16 protein-coding genes are annotated in these 14,830 nt (G+C 69.3%); 6 read left to right on the top strand and 10 right to left on the bottom strand.

Features of this window, described 5'->3' with window-relative positions:
• Positions 1-137 precede the first annotated feature (137 nt).
• Complete coding sequence (locus tag BST38_RS13460; protein ID WP_083143833.1) at positions 138-2,612, top strand: phosphoketolase family protein; 2,475 nt, start codon at positions 138-140, stop codon at positions 2,610-2,612.
• A 21-nt stretch (positions 2,613-2,633) separates the two neighbouring features.
• Positions 2,634-3,395, top strand: a complete 762-nt coding sequence (locus BST38_RS13455; RefSeq protein WP_083143832.1) for a CPBP family intramembrane glutamic endopeptidase — start codon at positions 2,634-2,636, stop codon at positions 3,393-3,395.
• Here BST38_RS13455 and BST38_RS13450 read toward each other — a convergent pair.
• Complete coding sequence (locus tag BST38_RS13450) at positions 3,346-3,975, bottom strand: CGNR zinc finger domain-containing protein (RefSeq protein ID WP_083143831.1); 630 nt, start codon at positions 3,973-3,975, stop codon at positions 3,346-3,348. The two genes, BST38_RS13455 and BST38_RS13450, sit on opposite strands and share 50 nt — an antisense overlap.
• 93 nt (positions 3,976-4,068) lie before the next feature.
• Here BST38_RS13450 and BST38_RS13445 point away from each other — a divergent pair, with 93 nt between their 5' ends.
• Positions 4,069-4,467: a hypothetical protein gene (locus BST38_RS13445; RefSeq protein ID WP_237160790.1), complete on the top strand. Its 399-nt coding sequence runs from the start codon at positions 4,069-4,071 to the stop codon at positions 4,465-4,467.
• Position 4,468: 1 nt separating this feature from the next.
• Here BST38_RS13445 and BST38_RS13440 read toward each other — a convergent pair whose 3' ends face one another.
• The 3 genes from BST38_RS13440 to BST38_RS13430 form a co-directional block, all read right to left on the bottom strand.
• Positions 4,469-5,467, bottom strand: a complete 999-nt coding sequence (locus tag BST38_RS13440) for a zinc-binding alcohol dehydrogenase family protein (RefSeq protein ID WP_083143829.1) — start codon at positions 5,465-5,467, stop codon at positions 4,469-4,471.
• Positions 5,468-5,475: 8 nt separating this feature from the next.
• A complete protein-coding gene (locus BST38_RS13435; protein WP_083143828.1) occupies positions 5,476-5,778 on the bottom strand; it encodes a GlsB/YeaQ/YmgE family stress response membrane protein in 303 nt (100 codons plus the stop codon).
• Positions 5,779-5,897: 119 nt separating this feature from the next.
• Positions 5,898-6,956 (bottom strand): APA family fibronectin-binding glycoprotein, encoded by a 1,059-nt coding sequence (locus BST38_RS13430; protein WP_083143827.1) that lies wholly within the window; start codon positions 6,954-6,956, stop codon positions 5,898-5,900.
• Between the two features lie 323 nt (positions 6,957-7,279).
• Here BST38_RS13430 and BST38_RS13425 point away from each other — a divergent pair, with 323 nt between their 5' ends.
• From BST38_RS13425 to BST38_RS13415, 3 genes are all read left to right on the top strand, one after another.
• Positions 7,280-7,951, top strand: a complete 672-nt coding sequence (locus BST38_RS13425) for an SDR family oxidoreductase (protein WP_083143826.1) — start codon at positions 7,280-7,282, stop codon at positions 7,949-7,951.
• Between the two features lie 75 nt (positions 7,952-8,026).
• Positions 8,027-8,956 carry an LLM class F420-dependent oxidoreductase gene (locus BST38_RS13420; RefSeq protein WP_083143825.1) on the top strand — a complete coding sequence of 310 codons (930 nt, stop codon included), beginning with the start codon at positions 8,027-8,029 and terminating at the stop codon, positions 8,954-8,956.
• A 145-nt stretch (positions 8,957-9,101) separates the two neighbouring features.
• Positions 9,102-10,475 carry a type II NADH:quinone oxidoreductase Ndh gene (locus BST38_RS13415; protein WP_083143824.1) on the top strand — a complete coding sequence of 458 codons (1,374 nt, stop codon included), beginning with the start codon at positions 9,102-9,104 and terminating at the stop codon, positions 10,473-10,475.
• Positions 10,476-10,484: 9 nt separating this feature from the next.
• On the opposite strand, the gene BST38_RS13410 is transcribed toward BST38_RS13415, so the two are convergent.
• Genes BST38_RS13410 through BST38_RS13385 form a run of 6 tightly spaced genes read right to left on the bottom strand, consistent with a single transcriptional unit; the run spans position 10,485 to position 14,814 of the window.
• Positions 10,485-11,111, bottom strand: coding sequence for an urease accessory protein UreD (locus BST38_RS13410; RefSeq protein WP_083143823.1), 627 nt, complete (start codon positions 11,109-11,111; stop codon positions 10,485-10,487).
• Positions 11,111-11,791, bottom strand: coding sequence for an urease accessory protein UreG (gene ureG / locus BST38_RS13405; RefSeq protein WP_083143822.1), 681 nt, complete (start codon positions 11,789-11,791; stop codon positions 11,111-11,113). The genes BST38_RS13410 and ureG overlap by 1 nt, the downstream gene beginning before the upstream one ends.
• Positions 11,792-11,803: 12 nt before the next feature.
• Positions 11,804-12,448 carry an urease accessory protein UreF gene (locus tag BST38_RS13400; RefSeq protein ID WP_083143821.1) on the bottom strand — a complete coding sequence of 215 codons (645 nt, stop codon included), beginning with the start codon at positions 12,446-12,448 and terminating at the stop codon, positions 11,804-11,806.
• A 17-nt stretch (positions 12,449-12,465) separates the two neighbouring features.
• The gene (locus BST38_RS13395) at positions 12,466-14,187 is read right to left on the bottom strand and encodes an urease subunit alpha (RefSeq protein WP_083143820.1); all 1,722 of its coding nucleotides are present in this window, start codon (positions 14,185-14,187) and stop codon (positions 12,466-12,468) included.
• Entirely contained in the window at positions 14,184-14,501 is a 318-nt protein-coding gene (locus BST38_RS13390; RefSeq protein WP_083143819.1) for an urease subunit beta, read from the bottom strand. The genes BST38_RS13395 and BST38_RS13390 overlap by 4 nt, the downstream gene beginning before the upstream one ends.
• 10 nt (positions 14,502-14,511) lie before the next feature.
• Positions 14,512-14,814 (bottom strand): urease subunit gamma, encoded by a 303-nt coding sequence (locus BST38_RS13385; RefSeq protein WP_083143818.1) that lies wholly within the window; start codon positions 14,812-14,814, stop codon positions 14,512-14,514.
• Positions 14,815-14,830: the final 16 nt, after the last annotated feature.

The following is a 14,830-nucleotide window of genomic DNA, read 5'->3' as shown; positions in this document are numbered from 1 at the left end:
GGGCCCGGGACTGTGCGGCAGATCTCACCGGTGGGCGCCGCGCCCGACATCCCGCCCGCCTGGCGACGTACCGAAGATTAACCCCCCGGCTTGCGGGTACGGGTTGACCGCACCCGTAAGCGGAGTTGGATGGAGAGATGACGACCACGACCACGACCGCGACCACGCAACGCAATCCGCTCGGCGACGCGGAACTCGACCGCGTGGACCGGTGGTGGCGCGCCGCCAACTACCTGTCGGTGGGTCAGATCTATTTGCTGGACAACCCCCTGCTGCGGACCCCGCTGACCCGTGATGACGTCAAACCGCGACTGCTGGGCCACTGGGGCACCACGCCCGGCCTGAACTTCCTCTACGCCCACCTCAACCGCGCCATCAAGGAGCGCGAGCAGTCGACGATCTACGTGACCGGTCCCGGGCACGGCGGACCGGGACTGGTGGCCAACGCGTACCTGGACGGCACGTACAGCGAGATCTACTCCGACATCACCCAGGACACCGAGGGGCTGCGCCGGCTGTTCCGGCAGTTCTCCTTCCCCGGCGGCATCCCGTCGCACGTCGCCCCCGAGACCCCCGGCTCGATCCACGAGGGCGGGGAACTCGGCTATGCGCTCTCGCATGCCTACGGCGCCGCGTTCGACAACCCGGATCTGCTCGTCGCGGCCGTCGTCGGCGACGGTGAGGCCGAGACCGGGCCGCTGGCCACCAGCTGGCACTCCAACAAGCTCGTCAACCCGGCCAGTGACGGCGTGGTGCTGCCGATCCTGCACCTCAACGGCTACAAGATCGCGAACCCGACGGTGCTGGCCCGCATCCCCACCGAGGAACTGCGCAGCCTGATGGTCGGGTACGGGCACAACCCGCACTTCTTCGAGGTTCCCGACGACGCGTCGGCAGCCGATCACGCTGACGCGCATCGCCGTTTCGCGATGCTGCTCGACGACGTCTTCGACGAGATCGCCGAGATCAAGGCCCGCGCCGCCGCCGGCGACGAGTCGCGGCCAGCCTGGCCGATGATCGTGTTCCGCACCCCGAAAGGCTGGACCGGCCCCGAATCCATCGACGGCAAGAAGACGACCGGGTCGTGGCGGGCGCATCAGGTGCCGCTGTCGAGTGCCCGCGACACCGCCGAGCACCTCGGCGTGCTCGCCGACTGGCTGACCTCCTACCACCCCGAGGAACTGTTCGACGAGGACGGCGCGCTAATGCCCGACATCGCCGAGCTCGCCCCGCCCGGGCAGTTGCGGATGAGCGACAACCCGCACGCCAACGGCGGCCTGCTGCTCAAGGATCTGCGGCTGCCCGACTTCCGGACGTTCGGCGTCGACGTGCCGGCCCCCGGCGCCACCGTCGCCGAGGCCACCCGGGTGCTCGGGCGATGGCTGACCGACGTGATCCGGCTCAACCCGCACAACTTCCGCATCTTCGGCCCCGACGAGACCGCGTCCAACCGGCTCCAGGCCGTCTACGACGCCACCGACAAGCAGTGGAACGCCGAGTTCTTCGGCCCCGAGGTCGACGAGCACCTGGCCCGGGTCGGGCGGGTGGTCGAGATGCTGTCCGAGCACCAGTGCCAGGGCTGGCTGGAGGGCTACCTGCTGACGGGCAGGCATGGGCTCTTCAACTGCTACGAGGCGTTCATCCACATCATCGACTCGATGTTCAACCAGCACGCCAAGTGGCTCAAGGTCACCGACGAGATTCCGTGGCGGCGGCCGATCGCGAGCCTGAACTACCTGCTGTCCAGCCACGTGTGGCGCCAGGACCACAACGGGTTCTCCCATCAGGACCCGGGCTTCATCGACCACGTGGTGAACAAGAGCGCCAAGGTGGTGCGCGTCTACCTGCCGCCGGACGCCAACACGCTGCTGTCGACCTATGACCACTGCCTGCGCTCGCGCCAGTACGTCAACGTCGTGGTGGCGGGCAAACAACCGTCCCCGCAGTTCCTGACCATGGAGCAGGCGGTCGCGCACTGCACCCGCGGGCTCGGCATCTGGGAGTGGGCGGGTTCGGAGGTGGTGGGCACCGACCCCGACGTGGTGCTCGCCTCGGCCGGCGACGTCCCGACATTGGAGGCGCTGGCCGCGTCCGACATCCTGCGTCAGCATCTGCCCGACCTGAAGGTCCGCTTCGTCAACGTCGTGGACCTGATGCGGTTGCAGGACGCGAACGAGCATCCGCACGGGCTGCCCGACCGCGACTTCAACATGATCTTCACCACCGACCGGCCGATCATCTTCGCCTACCACGGCTACCCGTGGCTGATCCACCGGCTGACCTACCGGCGGGCCGGAAACGACAACCTGCACGTGCGTGGCTACAAGGAGGAAGGCACCACCACGACGCCGTTCGACATGGTGATGCTCAACGACCTCGACCGCTACCACCTGGTCATGGACGTGATCGACCGGGTGCCGACGCTCGGGTCCCGATGCGCGACGCTGCGCCAGCAGATGGCCGACAAGCGGATCGCGGCGCGTGAGTACACGCGCGCCCACGGAGACGACATCCCGGAGGTGAAGGACTGGGTGTGGCCGGCCGCGCGCAAGTCCGGCTTCGGCACCTCGGCCGCCGATGGCGCGTCCGCGACCGGCGGTGACAACGAATAGTCCGGGTACGCTGGTCCGGATATGTCTGACGTCGCCGCCGCTGCCGTAGAGCCGCATCCCGTGCTGGCCCAACTGTCCGCGCTGCACCATTTCCGGATCTATGTCGACATCGCGATCGTCGTCGTCGTCCTGGCGCTGTCGAATCTGCTCGCGCACTTCACCACGCCGTGGGCCAACGTCGCCGTGATCCCGGCCGCCGCCGTCGGCCTGGTGTTCCTGGTGCGCTCGCGCGGTCTCGGCTGGTCCGAGCTCGGCCTGGGTCGGGAGCACTGGAAATCGGGCGCCGGTTACGCGCTGGGCGCGGTCGCGTTGGTGGGCACCGTCATCGCGGTCGGCGCGCTGCTGCCGTGGACGCGGCCGATGTTCCTGAACAACAACTACGCGACGCTGTCCGGCGCGCTGGTCGCGTCGATGATCATCATCCCGCTGCAGACCGTGATCCCCGAGGAGCTCGCGTTCCGCGGGGTGCTGCACGGCGCGCTGGACCGGGCGTGGGGCTGGCGCGGCGTCGCGGCGGCGGGATCACTGCTGTTCGGGCTGTGGCACATCGCGACCTCACTGGGGCTGACGGCCAGCAATGTCGGCTTCACCAAGATCCTCGGCGGCGGAGTGTTCGGCATGGTGGCCGGCGTGGTCGGCGCGGTGATCGCGACCGCTGCGGCCGGGTTCGTGTTCTCGTGGCTGCGCCGCCGCAGCGGCAGCCTGATCGCGCCGATCGCGCTGCACTGGTCGCTCAACGGGCTCGGTGCGCTGGCGGCCGCGCTGGTGTGGCATCTGTCCTGACGGCTTTCGCCGCCCGCTTGCGCGCCCGGAACTCCCGGTTCTTGAACTTGTTGCCGCACGCTCCCATATCGCACCAGGTGCCGCCGCGGTTGCGTGACGTGTCGTAGAACGCCCACCGGCATTCGTCGCTGCGGCACGCCTTGAGCCGCGACCAGGTGCCGTCACGCTGCGCGTCGCGCACGGTGATCAGCAGGGCCGCGAGCCGGCTCGCGACGTCGTCACCGTCGACGGTCATCTCCACCGATCCGTCCGGGCAGATCGTGGGACGGACCGTCGCCGCCGCGGCGATGCGGGCCAGCGGCGCCAGCGTCTCCGGCGCCGGTTCCGTTCCGCCGCCGTTGTGTACCAACATCGCGCGCAGCGCCTCCCGGGCCTCCGCGACCAGGGCCAGATCCGACGGTGTCAGGCCGGCGGACGGACCGAGCAGCCCGTGGCCGACCAGCCACGGGCGCGCATCGGCGGGATCGGCGAGGCGGTCGGCCCCGTCGGGACGTTCGACGGTGTTGACCAGCTCCTGGACGCGCCGCAACGGCCCCGGGGCGGGTTTGCCCTCGTCGTCGCCGGGCCAGTGCACCGTCACACCTCCAGGCTAGCACCGATGACCATCAAAAGGTATTGACTGGTCATGCATGACCGGCATACGCTGTTCGGCAGTCATTGAATGGAGCTGATGATGCTGTTCGCCCGTTTCGACGCCCGGCTGCGCGCCGGGATCTACGACCGGCAACTCTCGGTGGGCGTCGCACCCGAACCGGGGAGCCCGCTGGCAGCCCACCGCGCCCGGCTCACCTCGCCGGCCGAGCGGATGGCGATCGCGGGCACCCTGCGCCGCTGTGTGCGCGACGCACGCCAAGGCACCTCGGCATCGCGGATCCCGGTCGACGTCGCGAACGTCGTCGCGGCCGAGGGCCTGATCGAGCGGATCGTCGGGCGGCTGCTGGCGCCGCATCCGGTCGGCGACCGTGGTGTCGCGCGACTGCGCCTCGTCCTCGCCGACGGCTCCGGGCCGCTCTACCGGGGCGGCCGCGGCGATCTGGCGGGCCGGTTGGGTGCGGCGCTGGCGGCGCTGTAGCTCAGACGATCAGCACCCCGGCACCGGCGATGCGGCCGGCGCTGAGGTCACTCAACGCGTCGTCGGCGCGGTCGAGCGGATAGCGCGCCGTGGTGACCTGCAAGCGGCGCTCGCCCGCGAACCGCAGGAAAGCATGTGCGTCGGCGCGGGTGTTCGACGTGACCGAACGAAGTTGCCGCTCCTGGAACAGATGACGTTGGTAGTTCAGCACCGGGATGTCGCTGAGATGGATCCCGGCGACCGCGAGGGTGCCGCCCCGGTCCAGCGCCTCCAGGGCCGGGAGGACCAGGTCGCCGACCGGCGCGAACAGGATGGCCGAATCCAGCGGCACCGGCGGTGGGTCGGCGGCGCCCTGAGCCGACGCGGCACCCAGCGACAGTGCGAGCTCGCGAGCGCGTTCACCGCGCGTCATCACGTGCACCTCGGCACCCGAGGCCAGCGCCACCTGCGCGGTCAGGTGGGCGCTGCCGCCGAACCCGTAGATCCCGAGCCGGCCACCGGGTGGCACGTCGGCACGCAGCAGAGCCCGGTATCCGATGATCCCCGCGCACAGCAGCGGCGCGAGCTCGGCGTCGGAGTAACCAGCCGGCAGCGGCAGCGCGAACGCTGCGGGAACCGTCGCGAATTCGGCGTAGCCGCCGTCGGCGTCCCATCCGGTGTAGCGGGAATCCGGGCAGAGGTTCTCGTGGCCGCGCACGCAGTACCGGCAGACGCCGCAGGTGTGCCGCAGCCACGCGATACCGACCCGGTCACCGACGGCGAATGCGTCGACGCCGTCGCCGACGCGCGTGATTTCCCCGACGACTTCGTGCCCGGGGACTACATCGTGCCGGTGCACCGGCAGATCACCCTCGGCGACGTGCAGATCGGTGCGGCACACGCCGCACGCCTGCACCGCGACCAGCAACTCCCCCGGCCCGGGTTCGGGCACCGGCGCCGTGACCTGCACCAGCGGCGCCGTCGCGACCGGCCCGGGCCTGCGGACCTGCCATGCCCGCATCGCGGGGCTCAGGATCTCGCCTGCACCTTACCGACGATCCAGAGCAGGATCACCGAGCCGAGGATCGCGGTGAACAGCGTGAACCACCAGCCGCCGCCCGCGGTGTCGACGAAGAAGCTCAGCAGGAAGCCACCGATCAGCGCACCGACGATGCCGATGACGATGTTCATCAGGATGCCCGAGCCAGACCCCTTCACGATCTTGCCCGCGATCCAGCCCGCGATCGCGCCGATGATGATGTAGCCGATCCAGCCGACGCTGGTCAGCGTCGTCGACCGGGCCAGGATCTCACTAGCCGCAACCATGTCCATCTCGGTCTCCTACCTGTCGCCAGCCCAGCCCAGGTGCGGTCGCATCCGGGCCCATGGTGCAGGTATACCGCTTGTCGATAACGATTCGGTCCTACCAACGGTCGCCGAATCGGACACGATCACGCGGGAGGCAGCATCCCTGGAGCGGTGTTCGGGTCGACCGGAACCGGGACACCGACCGCGGGCCGCGGCGCCGGAGCGTTCGGGTCGGCCGGCGGCGCGTTCGGGTCAGCCGGCGGCAGCGGCGCGTTCGGATCCGCCGGAGGGGGCGGCGGGGGCGGAGCCCACGGCCGGATGGAGTTGGCCAGCGTCACAGCCTCGGCCTGCGGCACCGGGTTGGTGGCCGTACCGAGCCACACCACGAACCACCGTTCCGGGGTGCGCTGACCCCGCGGCGTGCCGGGAGCCACCGGCGTGCCGACCACACCGGCCCAGATCTGACCGTTGGGCTTGTTCGTGTCGGTGAATTTCACCTCGTAGTACGACGCGACACCGTTGTTCTCCAGCGGGACGACCTGCTGGTTGACCCGCGTGCCGGGGAACGGCATGAAGAACTCGCCCATGTCGGAGGCGAGCCGCTGCGCGGCCTTCGTGTTGTCGCTCTCCGCGCCGGCGAAGAGTTTCAGATCGAGCCGGCCGAGCAGCACGCTCGTGTCGTTCGGCGGCTGCGCGTCCGGGGGCGAACCCTCCGGCGGAAGCTTCGACAGCAGCGCCTGACCGTAGGACAGCTGGGTGGCGTCCGAGACCTTCCACCCGGCGGGGACCACGTAGCTGAACCCGCCGGCGGAGTTGTCGACGCGACCGGGCTCCGGCGCAGGCGCGACAGGAGCGTTGGGGTCGGCGTTCGGGTCCGCGGGCGCCGGAGCATTCGGGTCGGCGGGCGCCGGAGCCGGAGCATTCGGGTCGGCCGGCGCCGGGGCCGGCGCCGGGGCATTCGGGTCCGCCGGGGCAGCGGTGGCCGCGGGCGCATTCGGATCGACGGGAGGCGGAGCCTGAGGCGCGTCGACCGCCGGAGGGGCGGGCGCCGGGGCAGGCGTCGGCGCTGGCTGAGCGTGCGCGACAGCGGGCAGCGTCAACGCCGCCGCCAGTGCGGCGGTCGTGGCTCCCGTCAGAACTGAACGTCGAAACGACGTCGGCGCGCCGTTGCGGCGGCGAGAAGACACATCCGGCTGATCCATGGGGAAGAAACTACCGTGTTGCAGCCGTGACGCAAGTGCGGGGTGGTCAAATTGTGCCGAATCGTTATATTGCCACTGCGACAGTTACAGCTGATCAAAGCCATTCAGTCAGTTTGCTGACACGACTCACCACCCGCGCGCCGCGTGGGTGGTGAACTGCTCGCGGTGATCCGATTGTGACGTCTTGGCTGTTTTTCGGCCGCCGCCGCGCCACCGTTACGGCATCGGCGGCGAGCGCGAGCCGGGTTTCTGATCTAGCTACTGTCCAGTAACATAATCGGCACTCGCTGGTTCAGCGTCGAACGCAACAGGAGGGGCTCGGAATGGACGTGCTTGTCACAGGATGCGACACCGATCTGGGACGCACGATCGCACAGAGCTTCCACGACGCCGGGCACAAGGTCTACGTCAGTGGCCGCAGGCGCGACGAGCTCGAGGTCCTGGCCAAAGAGCTCGACACCGATGTGTTCGTGTTCGACAGCGCCGATCCGGGTTCGGTCGCAGCGCTGCACGGCCAGGTGCCCGCCCACCTCGACACCATCGTCAACGTGCCCGCGCCGGCATGGACCGGCGGCGATCCCCGCACCTACACGCTCGACGACCACGCCGCCGAGTGGCGCGCGCTGTTCGACGCCGGCCTGGTGTCGCCGGTGCTGACGGTCCAGGTGCTCGGCGACCACATGCGCTCGGGCGGCTCGATCATCACGGTGATCCCCGATCCGCCGAGCGAGGGCGGGGCCGCATCGGCGGTCAAGGCGGCCGTGTCGGACTGGACCGCCGGTCAGGCCAACCACTTCGGCATCCGCGGGATCACCATCAACGCGGTCGCGGTGGGCCGCGGCTTCGAGCGCGGCTACGAGGGACTGTCCAGCACCCCGTCGTCGGTCAGCGCCGAGATCTCACGGCTGTCGCTGTTCCTGACCACGCCGGCCGCCCGGCACATCACCGGCCAGACGTTGCACGTCAGCCACGGAGCGTTGGCGAACTTCGGCTAGCGGGGATTTATTCCGCGCTTCGCGCCGAGTGAAACGGCCGACGGCGTCCGGCCCGACCTGCCTAGGGTCGAGGGTGTGAGCATTCGACTCGGACTCCAGATCAACAACTTCTCGTACGGCACCGGGGTCGCCGACCTCTTCCCCACCGTCGTCAAACAGGCGCACGAGGCCGACACCTCGGGCTTCGACGCGGTGTTCCTGATGGACCACTTCTACCAACTGCCCGGCATCGGGACGCCCGACGAGCCGATGCTGGAGGCGTACACCGCGCTCGGCGCATTGGCCAACGCCACCGACAACGTGCAGCTGGGCACCCTGGTCACCGGGAACACCTACCGGAATCCCACCCTGCTGGCCAAGAACATCACCACGCTCGACGTCATCAGCGCCGGACGCGCGATCCTGGGCATCGGCACCGGTTGGTTCGAACTCGAGCACGACCAACTCGGTTACGAGTTCGGCACCTTCACCGACCGCTTCAACAAGCTCGACGAGGCACTGCAGATCATCGTGCCGATGATCAAGGGCGAGAAGCCGACGTTCACCGGCCGCTACTACCGCGTGCAGGAGGCGATGGCCAATCCCCGCTTCCGCGAACACATTCCGTTGATGATCGGCGGCAGTGGCGAGAAGAAGACCATCCCGCTGGCCGCGCGGCACTTCGACCACCTCAACGTCATCGCCGGCTTCGACGAGCTGTCCCGCAAGATGGACGTGGTCAGGCAGGCCTGCGAGAAGATCGACCGTGATCCGTCGACGCTGGAGACCAGCATGCTGGTCGGCGCCCTCGTCGGCGACGGGGTGACCCCGGATGCGATCCCCGAGGATTTCCGGCAGCGGATGGTCGCGGGCACCCCCGAGCAGGTCGCCGAACAGATCAAAACCAAGGTGCTCGACGCCGGCGTCGGCGGCGTCATCGTGTTTGTGCCGACACAGACGCTCGGCTACCAGCCCGGTCAGATCACGGCACTCGGAGAGGCACTGAAACCGCTGGTCACCGCGTAACGTCGGGAACGGATACGAATATCGGCGGTGGTGCGGGACGTCACCGCACCGACAGGAAGCGCAGCGACTAGGATTTTCGTTGTCCTGAGTGGGTAAGAAACACCCGAAGTAGGTCTGTTCCCCAGGACCTCGACAAGGAGTTCCAATGAGCCATCCGGGAGCCACTCCAAGCGATCGCCACAAGGTGGTCATCATCGGATCGGGTTTCGGTGGATTGACCGCCGCCAAGGCACTGAAGCACGCCGACGTCGACATCAAGATGATCGCGCGCACCACCCACCACCTGTTCCAGCCGCTGCTCTACCAGGTCGCGACCGGCATCATCTCCGAAGGCGAGATCGCGCCGGCGACCCGGGTGATCCTGCGCAAGCAGAAGAACGCGCAGGTGCTCCTCGGCGACGTGACGCGGATCGACCTGGAGACCAAGACGGTTCGCTCGGAGCTGCTGGGCCACACCTACATCACCCCGTTCGACAGCCTGATCGTGGCTGCCGGCGCGGGCCAGTCGTACTTCGGAAACGACCACTTCGCCGAATGGGCTCCCGGCATGAAGTCCATCGACGACGCCCTCGAGCTGCGCGGCCGGATCCTGGGCGCTTTCGAACAGGCGGAGCGGTCCAGCGACCCGGCCCGCCGCGAGAAGCTGCTCACCTTCGTCGTCGTCGGCGCGGGGCCGACCGGTGTCGAAATGGCCGGGCAGATCGCCGAATTGGCCGACCACACCCTCAAAGGTGCGTTCCGCCATATCGATTCGACGAAGGCACGCGTGATCCTGCTCGACGCGGCGCCTGCGGTGCTGCCGCCGATGGGTGAGAAGCTCGGCAAGAAGGCGCAGGACCGGCTGGAGAAGATGGGCGTGGAGATCCAGCTCAACGCCATGGTCACCGACGTCGACCGCAACGGCATCACGGTCAAGGACCCCGACGGCACGATGCGGCGCATCGAAGCCGCGTGCAAGGTGTGGTCGGCCGGTGTTTCGGCCAGCCCGCTCGGCCGGGACCTCGCCGATCAGTCCGGCGTCGAGCTCGATCGCGCCGGACGCGTGAAAGTCCTTCCGGACCTGTCGATTCCGGGTCACCCCAATGTCTTCGTGGTCGGCGACATGGCGGCCGTCGAAGGTGTGCCGGGGATGGCGCAGGGTGCGATCCAGGGTGGCCGCTACGCCGCGAAGGCGATCGCCGCCGGGCTCAAGGGCGCCGACCCCGAGGAGCGGGAACCGTTCAAGTACTTCGACAAGGGCTCGATGGCCACGGTGTCGCGGTTCAGCGCTGTCGCCAAGATCGGGCCACTGGAGTTCGGCGGATTCATCGCGTGGCTGTCGTGGCTGGTGCTGCATCTGGTGTACCTGGTCGGCTTCAAGACCAAGCTCGTCACGCTGCTGTCGTGGACGGTCACATTCCTGTCCACCAAGCGCGGCCAGCTGACCATCACCGAACAGCAGGCCTACGCGCGAATACGCATCGAGGAACTCGAGGAGATCGCGGCCTCGGTCCAGGACTCGGAGAAAGCCGCGAGCTAGCGGTCGCGGTCAGAGCCTGTCGCCCTGCCAGGTCGACAGGCTGCCACCGCCTGCCAGCATCAGCGGCGTGCCGAGCGGCGCGGGATCGGTTCGCGGATAGGTCAGTTCGCTGACGCAGGCGCGCGGCGCGGCGATCACGTCGTCGCCCGGCGCACCCTCCCCCAGCTCGACGCGGTGGCGCAGCAGCGGCGCGCCGTCGACGTCGGCGTGCAGTGAGCCCGACCAGAAGCCCTGAGTCTCACCGGTTCTGCCGATCTGGACGCGCTCGCGCAGCCGCACCGCGGCGTCGGCTCCGAGCGTCACGCGTGTCGCCGCGAAGTGCCGGGACGCGGCCGCGACGATCGTCGGCTCCGGGTCGAGGTCGAGTTCCCCGGCCACCTCCAGCACCCAGTCGGCGTGCGATTCCGCGGTCGCCGGACCCGGCAGCGCCAGCGTCGCGGCGACGCTGCGCACCCGCAGCCGCGCGCCCGGTTCGACGACGACCCGGATCGAGATCGTGTCGCCGCCGAGTGGCGTCGCGACCGAGGACACCAGATGCACGGTATCGGCTCGGGTGGCGCGAGCGGCGATACCTCCGCTGCACTCGATGCGCGGCGAACGGCCCGCGGTGGCGACGATGACGACCTCGGAGCGCATCACACAGTCTGCGCGGCGCCGAGCTGGTCGCGAACCCAGCCCAGCACCGGCGTCGCGGCGGGATCGACGGTGAGCGAGATCAGCTCGAACGGCCGGTCACCGCGCACCGCGGCGGCGTCGCGGCGCATCACGTCCAGATCGGCACCCACCAGCGGAGCCAGGTCGGTCTTGTTGATCACCAGCAGGTCCGAGAACGTGACACCCGGTCCGCCCTTGCGCGGCACCTTGTCGCCGCCGGCGACGTCGATCACGAAGATCTGCACGTCCACCAGTCCCGACGAGAACGTCGCCGTCAGATTGTCCCCGCCGGACTCGACGAGGATCAACTCCAGGCCCGAGTGCGCGGCGATCAGATCGTCGATCGCATCCAGGTTCGCGGTGATGTCGTCGCGGATCGCGGTGTGCGGACACCCGCCGGTCTGTACGGCGGCGATGCGGTCGTCGGGCAGCACGGCGTTGCGGCGCAGGAAGTCCGCGTCCTCGGTGGTGTAGATGTCGTTGGTCAGTACCGCGAGCGAGAGTTCTTCGCGCAGCTGCCGACACAGCGCGGCGACCAGGGCGGTCTTACCGGAACCGACGGGTCCGCCGACGCCGATGCGCAACGGCTCGCCCGGCTTGCGGACGCGACGGGGCCGATCGGCGTGGCCGTGCGGTTGCCCGTCCAGGAAATGTGGTGGCATGAATTGCCCTCTCTAGGAAGCGAACAGAGGTCGTTCGCGGTCGGCGTGGCGCTGCGCGAGGACATCGAGCAGTGGATCGGACAGATCGGCGACACCCTTTGCGGCGTCGGACGCAGTCTGCTCGCACAGCCCGGCCAACTCGAACGTCACGGCCGCGACGTCGCCGGGGTCCAGCGCCAGCAGCCGCTGCGCCGCGGTCGCCGAACCTGTCATCGTGGTGTACACCAGCGAGACCGCGGTGTGCTCGGGTTCCAACCCGCCGGCCCGCCCGACCGCGCCTGCGGCGACCGCCAGGTGCGGGGTCGCGCCCAGCGCGGCCCACTCGTGGTCCGGCCACACGCGCCGGGCCAGCCGCACCAGACCGCGGCCCTGCGCGCGGGACGCCTCGCGCGCGGCCGGAGCCGGTGTGCGCGCATCGGTTTCCCGGTCACCGTCGTGCCCGGCGGTCGCGGACAGCGTGCCGCGGTGCACGGCCGCGGCCAGCGACGCGGTGACCAACCCGGTGGTCCGGATCCGTCGGCACAGGAACGCCCGCAGCGTCCGAAGGTCGACCACCAGCCCGCTGCTGACCGCTTCCTCGACCCCACCGGAGTGCACGTGGCCGCCGGTCGGGAGCCGGGAGTCCGACAGGGTCAGCAGGGTGGCGAGGTGTGGCATCGGTGAACGGGTTTCGGCTAGAACAGGAAGTATCGCTGTGCCATCGGCAGTTCGGCGGCGGGTTGCTCCTGCCACACCTCGCCGTCGATGCGCACGGTGAAGGTGTCCGGGTCCACCTGGATGTCCGGCGTCGCGTCGTTGAGCGGCATCTGCGCCTTACCGACGCCGCGCACGTTGCCGACCGCGACGAGCTTGCGGTTGACCGCGATCCGGTCGGCCAGCCCGTCCTCGATCGCCTGCGGCGCGACGAAATGCACGGAGGTGTGGGCCGCCGCGGCCGGCGCGGCCCCGAACATCGGGCGCGGCAACACCGGCTGAGGTGTCGGGATCGACGCGTTCGCGTCGCCCATCGCGGCCCACGCGATCATGCCGCCCTTGACGACGACGTGCGGGCGCACCCCGAAGAACGCCGGCTCCCACAGCACGAGGTCAGCGAGCTTGCCGACCTCGACCGAACCGATCTCGCGGTCGAGGCCATGGGCGACGGCCGGGCAGATCGTGTATTTCGCGACGTAGCGCTGGGCGCGGGTGTTGTCGGCGCGGGTGTCCCCCGGCAGGAATCCGCGGCGGCGCTTCATCACGTGCGCGGTCTGCCACGTCCGCATCACCACCTCGCCGATGCGGCCCATCGCCTGTGCGTCGCTGCCGATCATCGAGATCGCGCCGATGTCGTGCAGAAGGTCCTCGGCGGCGATCGTGGACGGCCGGATCCGGCTCTCGGCGAACGCGAGATCCTCGGGCACGCGGGGGTTCAGATGGTGGCACACCATCAACATGTCGAGGTGCTCATCGAGGGTGTTGACCGTGTGCGGGCGTGTCGGATTGGTGGAACTCGGCAACACGTTGGGATGGCTTGCGACGGTGATGATGTCGGGCGCGTGTCCGCCGCCCGCACCTTCGGTGTGATACGCGTGGATCGAGCGGCCCTTGATCGCGGCGAGGGTGTCCTCGACGAAACCGGCCTCGTTGAGCGTGTCGGTGTGGATGTTGACCTGCACACCGGCGGCCTCCGACACGGTCAGGCACGCGTCGATCGCGGCCGGGGTGGTCCCCCAGTCCTCATGCAGCTTGAAACCCGCCGCACCGCCCCGCAACTGCTCCCACATCGCCTCGCCGCTGACCGTGTTGCCCTTACCGAGCAGCGCGACGTTCATCGGCCAGGTGTCGAGCGCCTCCAGCATGCGGGCCAGATGCCACGCGCCGGGGGTCACGGTGGTGGCCTTACTGCCCTCGGCCGGGCCGGTACCGCCGGCGATGATCGTGGTGATGCCGCCGCCCAGGGCCTCCTCCATGATCTGCGGGCAGATCAGGTGCACGTGGCAGTCGATCGCACCCGCGGTGACGATGCGCCCGTTGCCGGCGATGATCTCCGTCGACGGGCCCACCACCAGATCGGGGTGCACACCGGACATGATGTCGGGGTTGCCGGCCTTGCCGATCCCGACGATGCGTCCGTCGCGGATCCCGATGTCGGCCTTGATGATTCCCCAGTGATCGAGGATCACCGCACCGGTGATGACGGTGTCGGGGGCGCCGTCGGCGCGGGTCGCGCGGGACTGGCCCATCGACTCGCGCAGCACCTTGCCGCCGCCGAAGACCGCTTCGTCGCCGGCCAGCCCGGGTCCGCCGCTGCGGTCCTCGGTGATCTCGATGAACAGGTCGGTGTCGGCCAGCCGGATGCGGTCGCCGGTCGTCGGGCCGAACAGCGCCGCGTAGTGGGTCCGGGGCAGCTGCGTCATTTCCGTTCGTCCAATCTGCCGGGCGGATCGAGACTCAGGCCGTACACCTCACGGGTGCCACGCAACGGCACCAGCCGAACGTGCTGCGCCACACCGGGTTCGAACCGGATCGCGGTGCCCGCAGCGATGTCGAACCGGTAGCCGTACGCGGCCGCCCGATCGAACCGCAGCGCGCTGTTGGCCTGTGCCACGTGCACATGGCTGCCGACCTGCACCGGCCGGTCGCCGGTGTTGACGATCTCCAGCTCGAGCCGCTGCGCGCCGGGGTTGATCTCGATGTCGCCGTCGCCGAAGACGATCTCGCCAGGTATCAACGGTCTGCCCTCACGGGATGGGGTGGTGGACGGTGACGAGCTTGGTGCCGTCGGGGAAGGTGGCCTCGACCTGGACGTCGTGCAGCATCTCGGGCACGCCCTCCATGACGTCGTCACGGCCGAGAACCTCGCGCCCACTGACCATCAACTCCGCGACGGTGCGGCCGTCGCGGGCGCCTTCGAGGATGTGGTCGGTGATGAGCGCGACCGCTTCGGGATGGTTGAGCTTGAGCCCGCGGGCCTGACGGCGGCGGGCGAGCTCGGCGGCATAGGACAGGAGCAGACGTTCCTGTTCATGCGGTGTCAAACGCATAGTGGGCGATCCTGCC

Origin of the sequence: Mycolicibacterium parafortuitum (assembly GCF_002086815.1) — a bacterium.
Lineage (GTDB): Bacteria > Actinomycetota > Actinomycetes > Mycobacteriales > Mycobacteriaceae > Mycobacterium > Mycobacterium parafortuitum.
Note: the sequence above shows the minus strand (reverse complement) of the source record. Positions and strands in the feature narration are given on the sequence as shown.

What these genes read in the sequence shown, in the direction of transcription:
- BST38_RS13460 (WP_083143833.1), top strand. Translation starts at nt 138, where the DNA reads ATGACGACCACGACCACGACCGCGACCACGCAACGCAATCCGCTCGGC.
- BST38_RS13455 (WP_083143832.1), top strand. Translation starts at nt 2,634, where the DNA reads ATGTCTGACGTCGCCGCCGCTGCCGTAGAGCCGCATCCCGTGCTGGCC.
- BST38_RS13445 (WP_237160790.1), top strand. Translation starts at nt 4,069, where the DNA reads ATGCTGTTCGCCCGTTTCGACGCCCGGCTGCGCGCCGGGATCTACGAC.
- BST38_RS13440 (WP_083143829.1), bottom strand. Translation starts at nt 5,467, where the DNA reads ATGCGGGCATGGCAGGTCCGCAGGCCCGGGCCGGTCGCGACGGCGCCG.
- BST38_RS13435 (WP_083143828.1), bottom strand. Translation starts at nt 5,778, where the DNA reads ATGGACATGGTTGCGGCTAGTGAGATCCTGGCCCGGTCGACGACGCTG.
- BST38_RS13430 (WP_083143827.1), bottom strand. Translation starts at nt 6,956, where the DNA reads ATGGATCAGCCGGATGTGTCTTCTCGCCGCCGCAACGGCGCGCCGACG.
- BST38_RS13425 (WP_083143826.1), top strand. Translation starts at nt 7,280, where the DNA reads ATGGACGTGCTTGTCACAGGATGCGACACCGATCTGGGACGCACGATC.
- BST38_RS13415 (WP_083143824.1), top strand. Translation starts at nt 9,102, where the DNA reads ATGAGCCATCCGGGAGCCACTCCAAGCGATCGCCACAAGGTGGTCATC.
- BST38_RS13410 (WP_083143823.1), bottom strand. Translation starts at nt 11,111, where the DNA reads ATGCGCTCCGAGGTCGTCATCGTCGCCACCGCGGGCCGTTCGCCGCGC.
- ureG (WP_083143822.1), bottom strand. Translation starts at nt 11,791, where the DNA reads ATGCCACCACATTTCCTGGACGGGCAACCGCACGGCCACGCCGATCGG.
- BST38_RS13400 (WP_083143821.1), bottom strand. Translation starts at nt 12,448, where the DNA reads ATGCCACACCTCGCCACCCTGCTGACCCTGTCGGACTCCCGGCTCCCG.
- BST38_RS13395 (WP_083143820.1), bottom strand. Translation starts at nt 14,187, where the DNA reads ATGACGCAGCTGCCCCGGACCCACTACGCGGCGCTGTTCGGCCCGACG.
- BST38_RS13385 (WP_083143818.1), bottom strand. Translation starts at nt 14,814, where the DNA reads ATGCGTTTGACACCGCATGAACAGGAACGTCTGCTCCTGTCCTATGCC.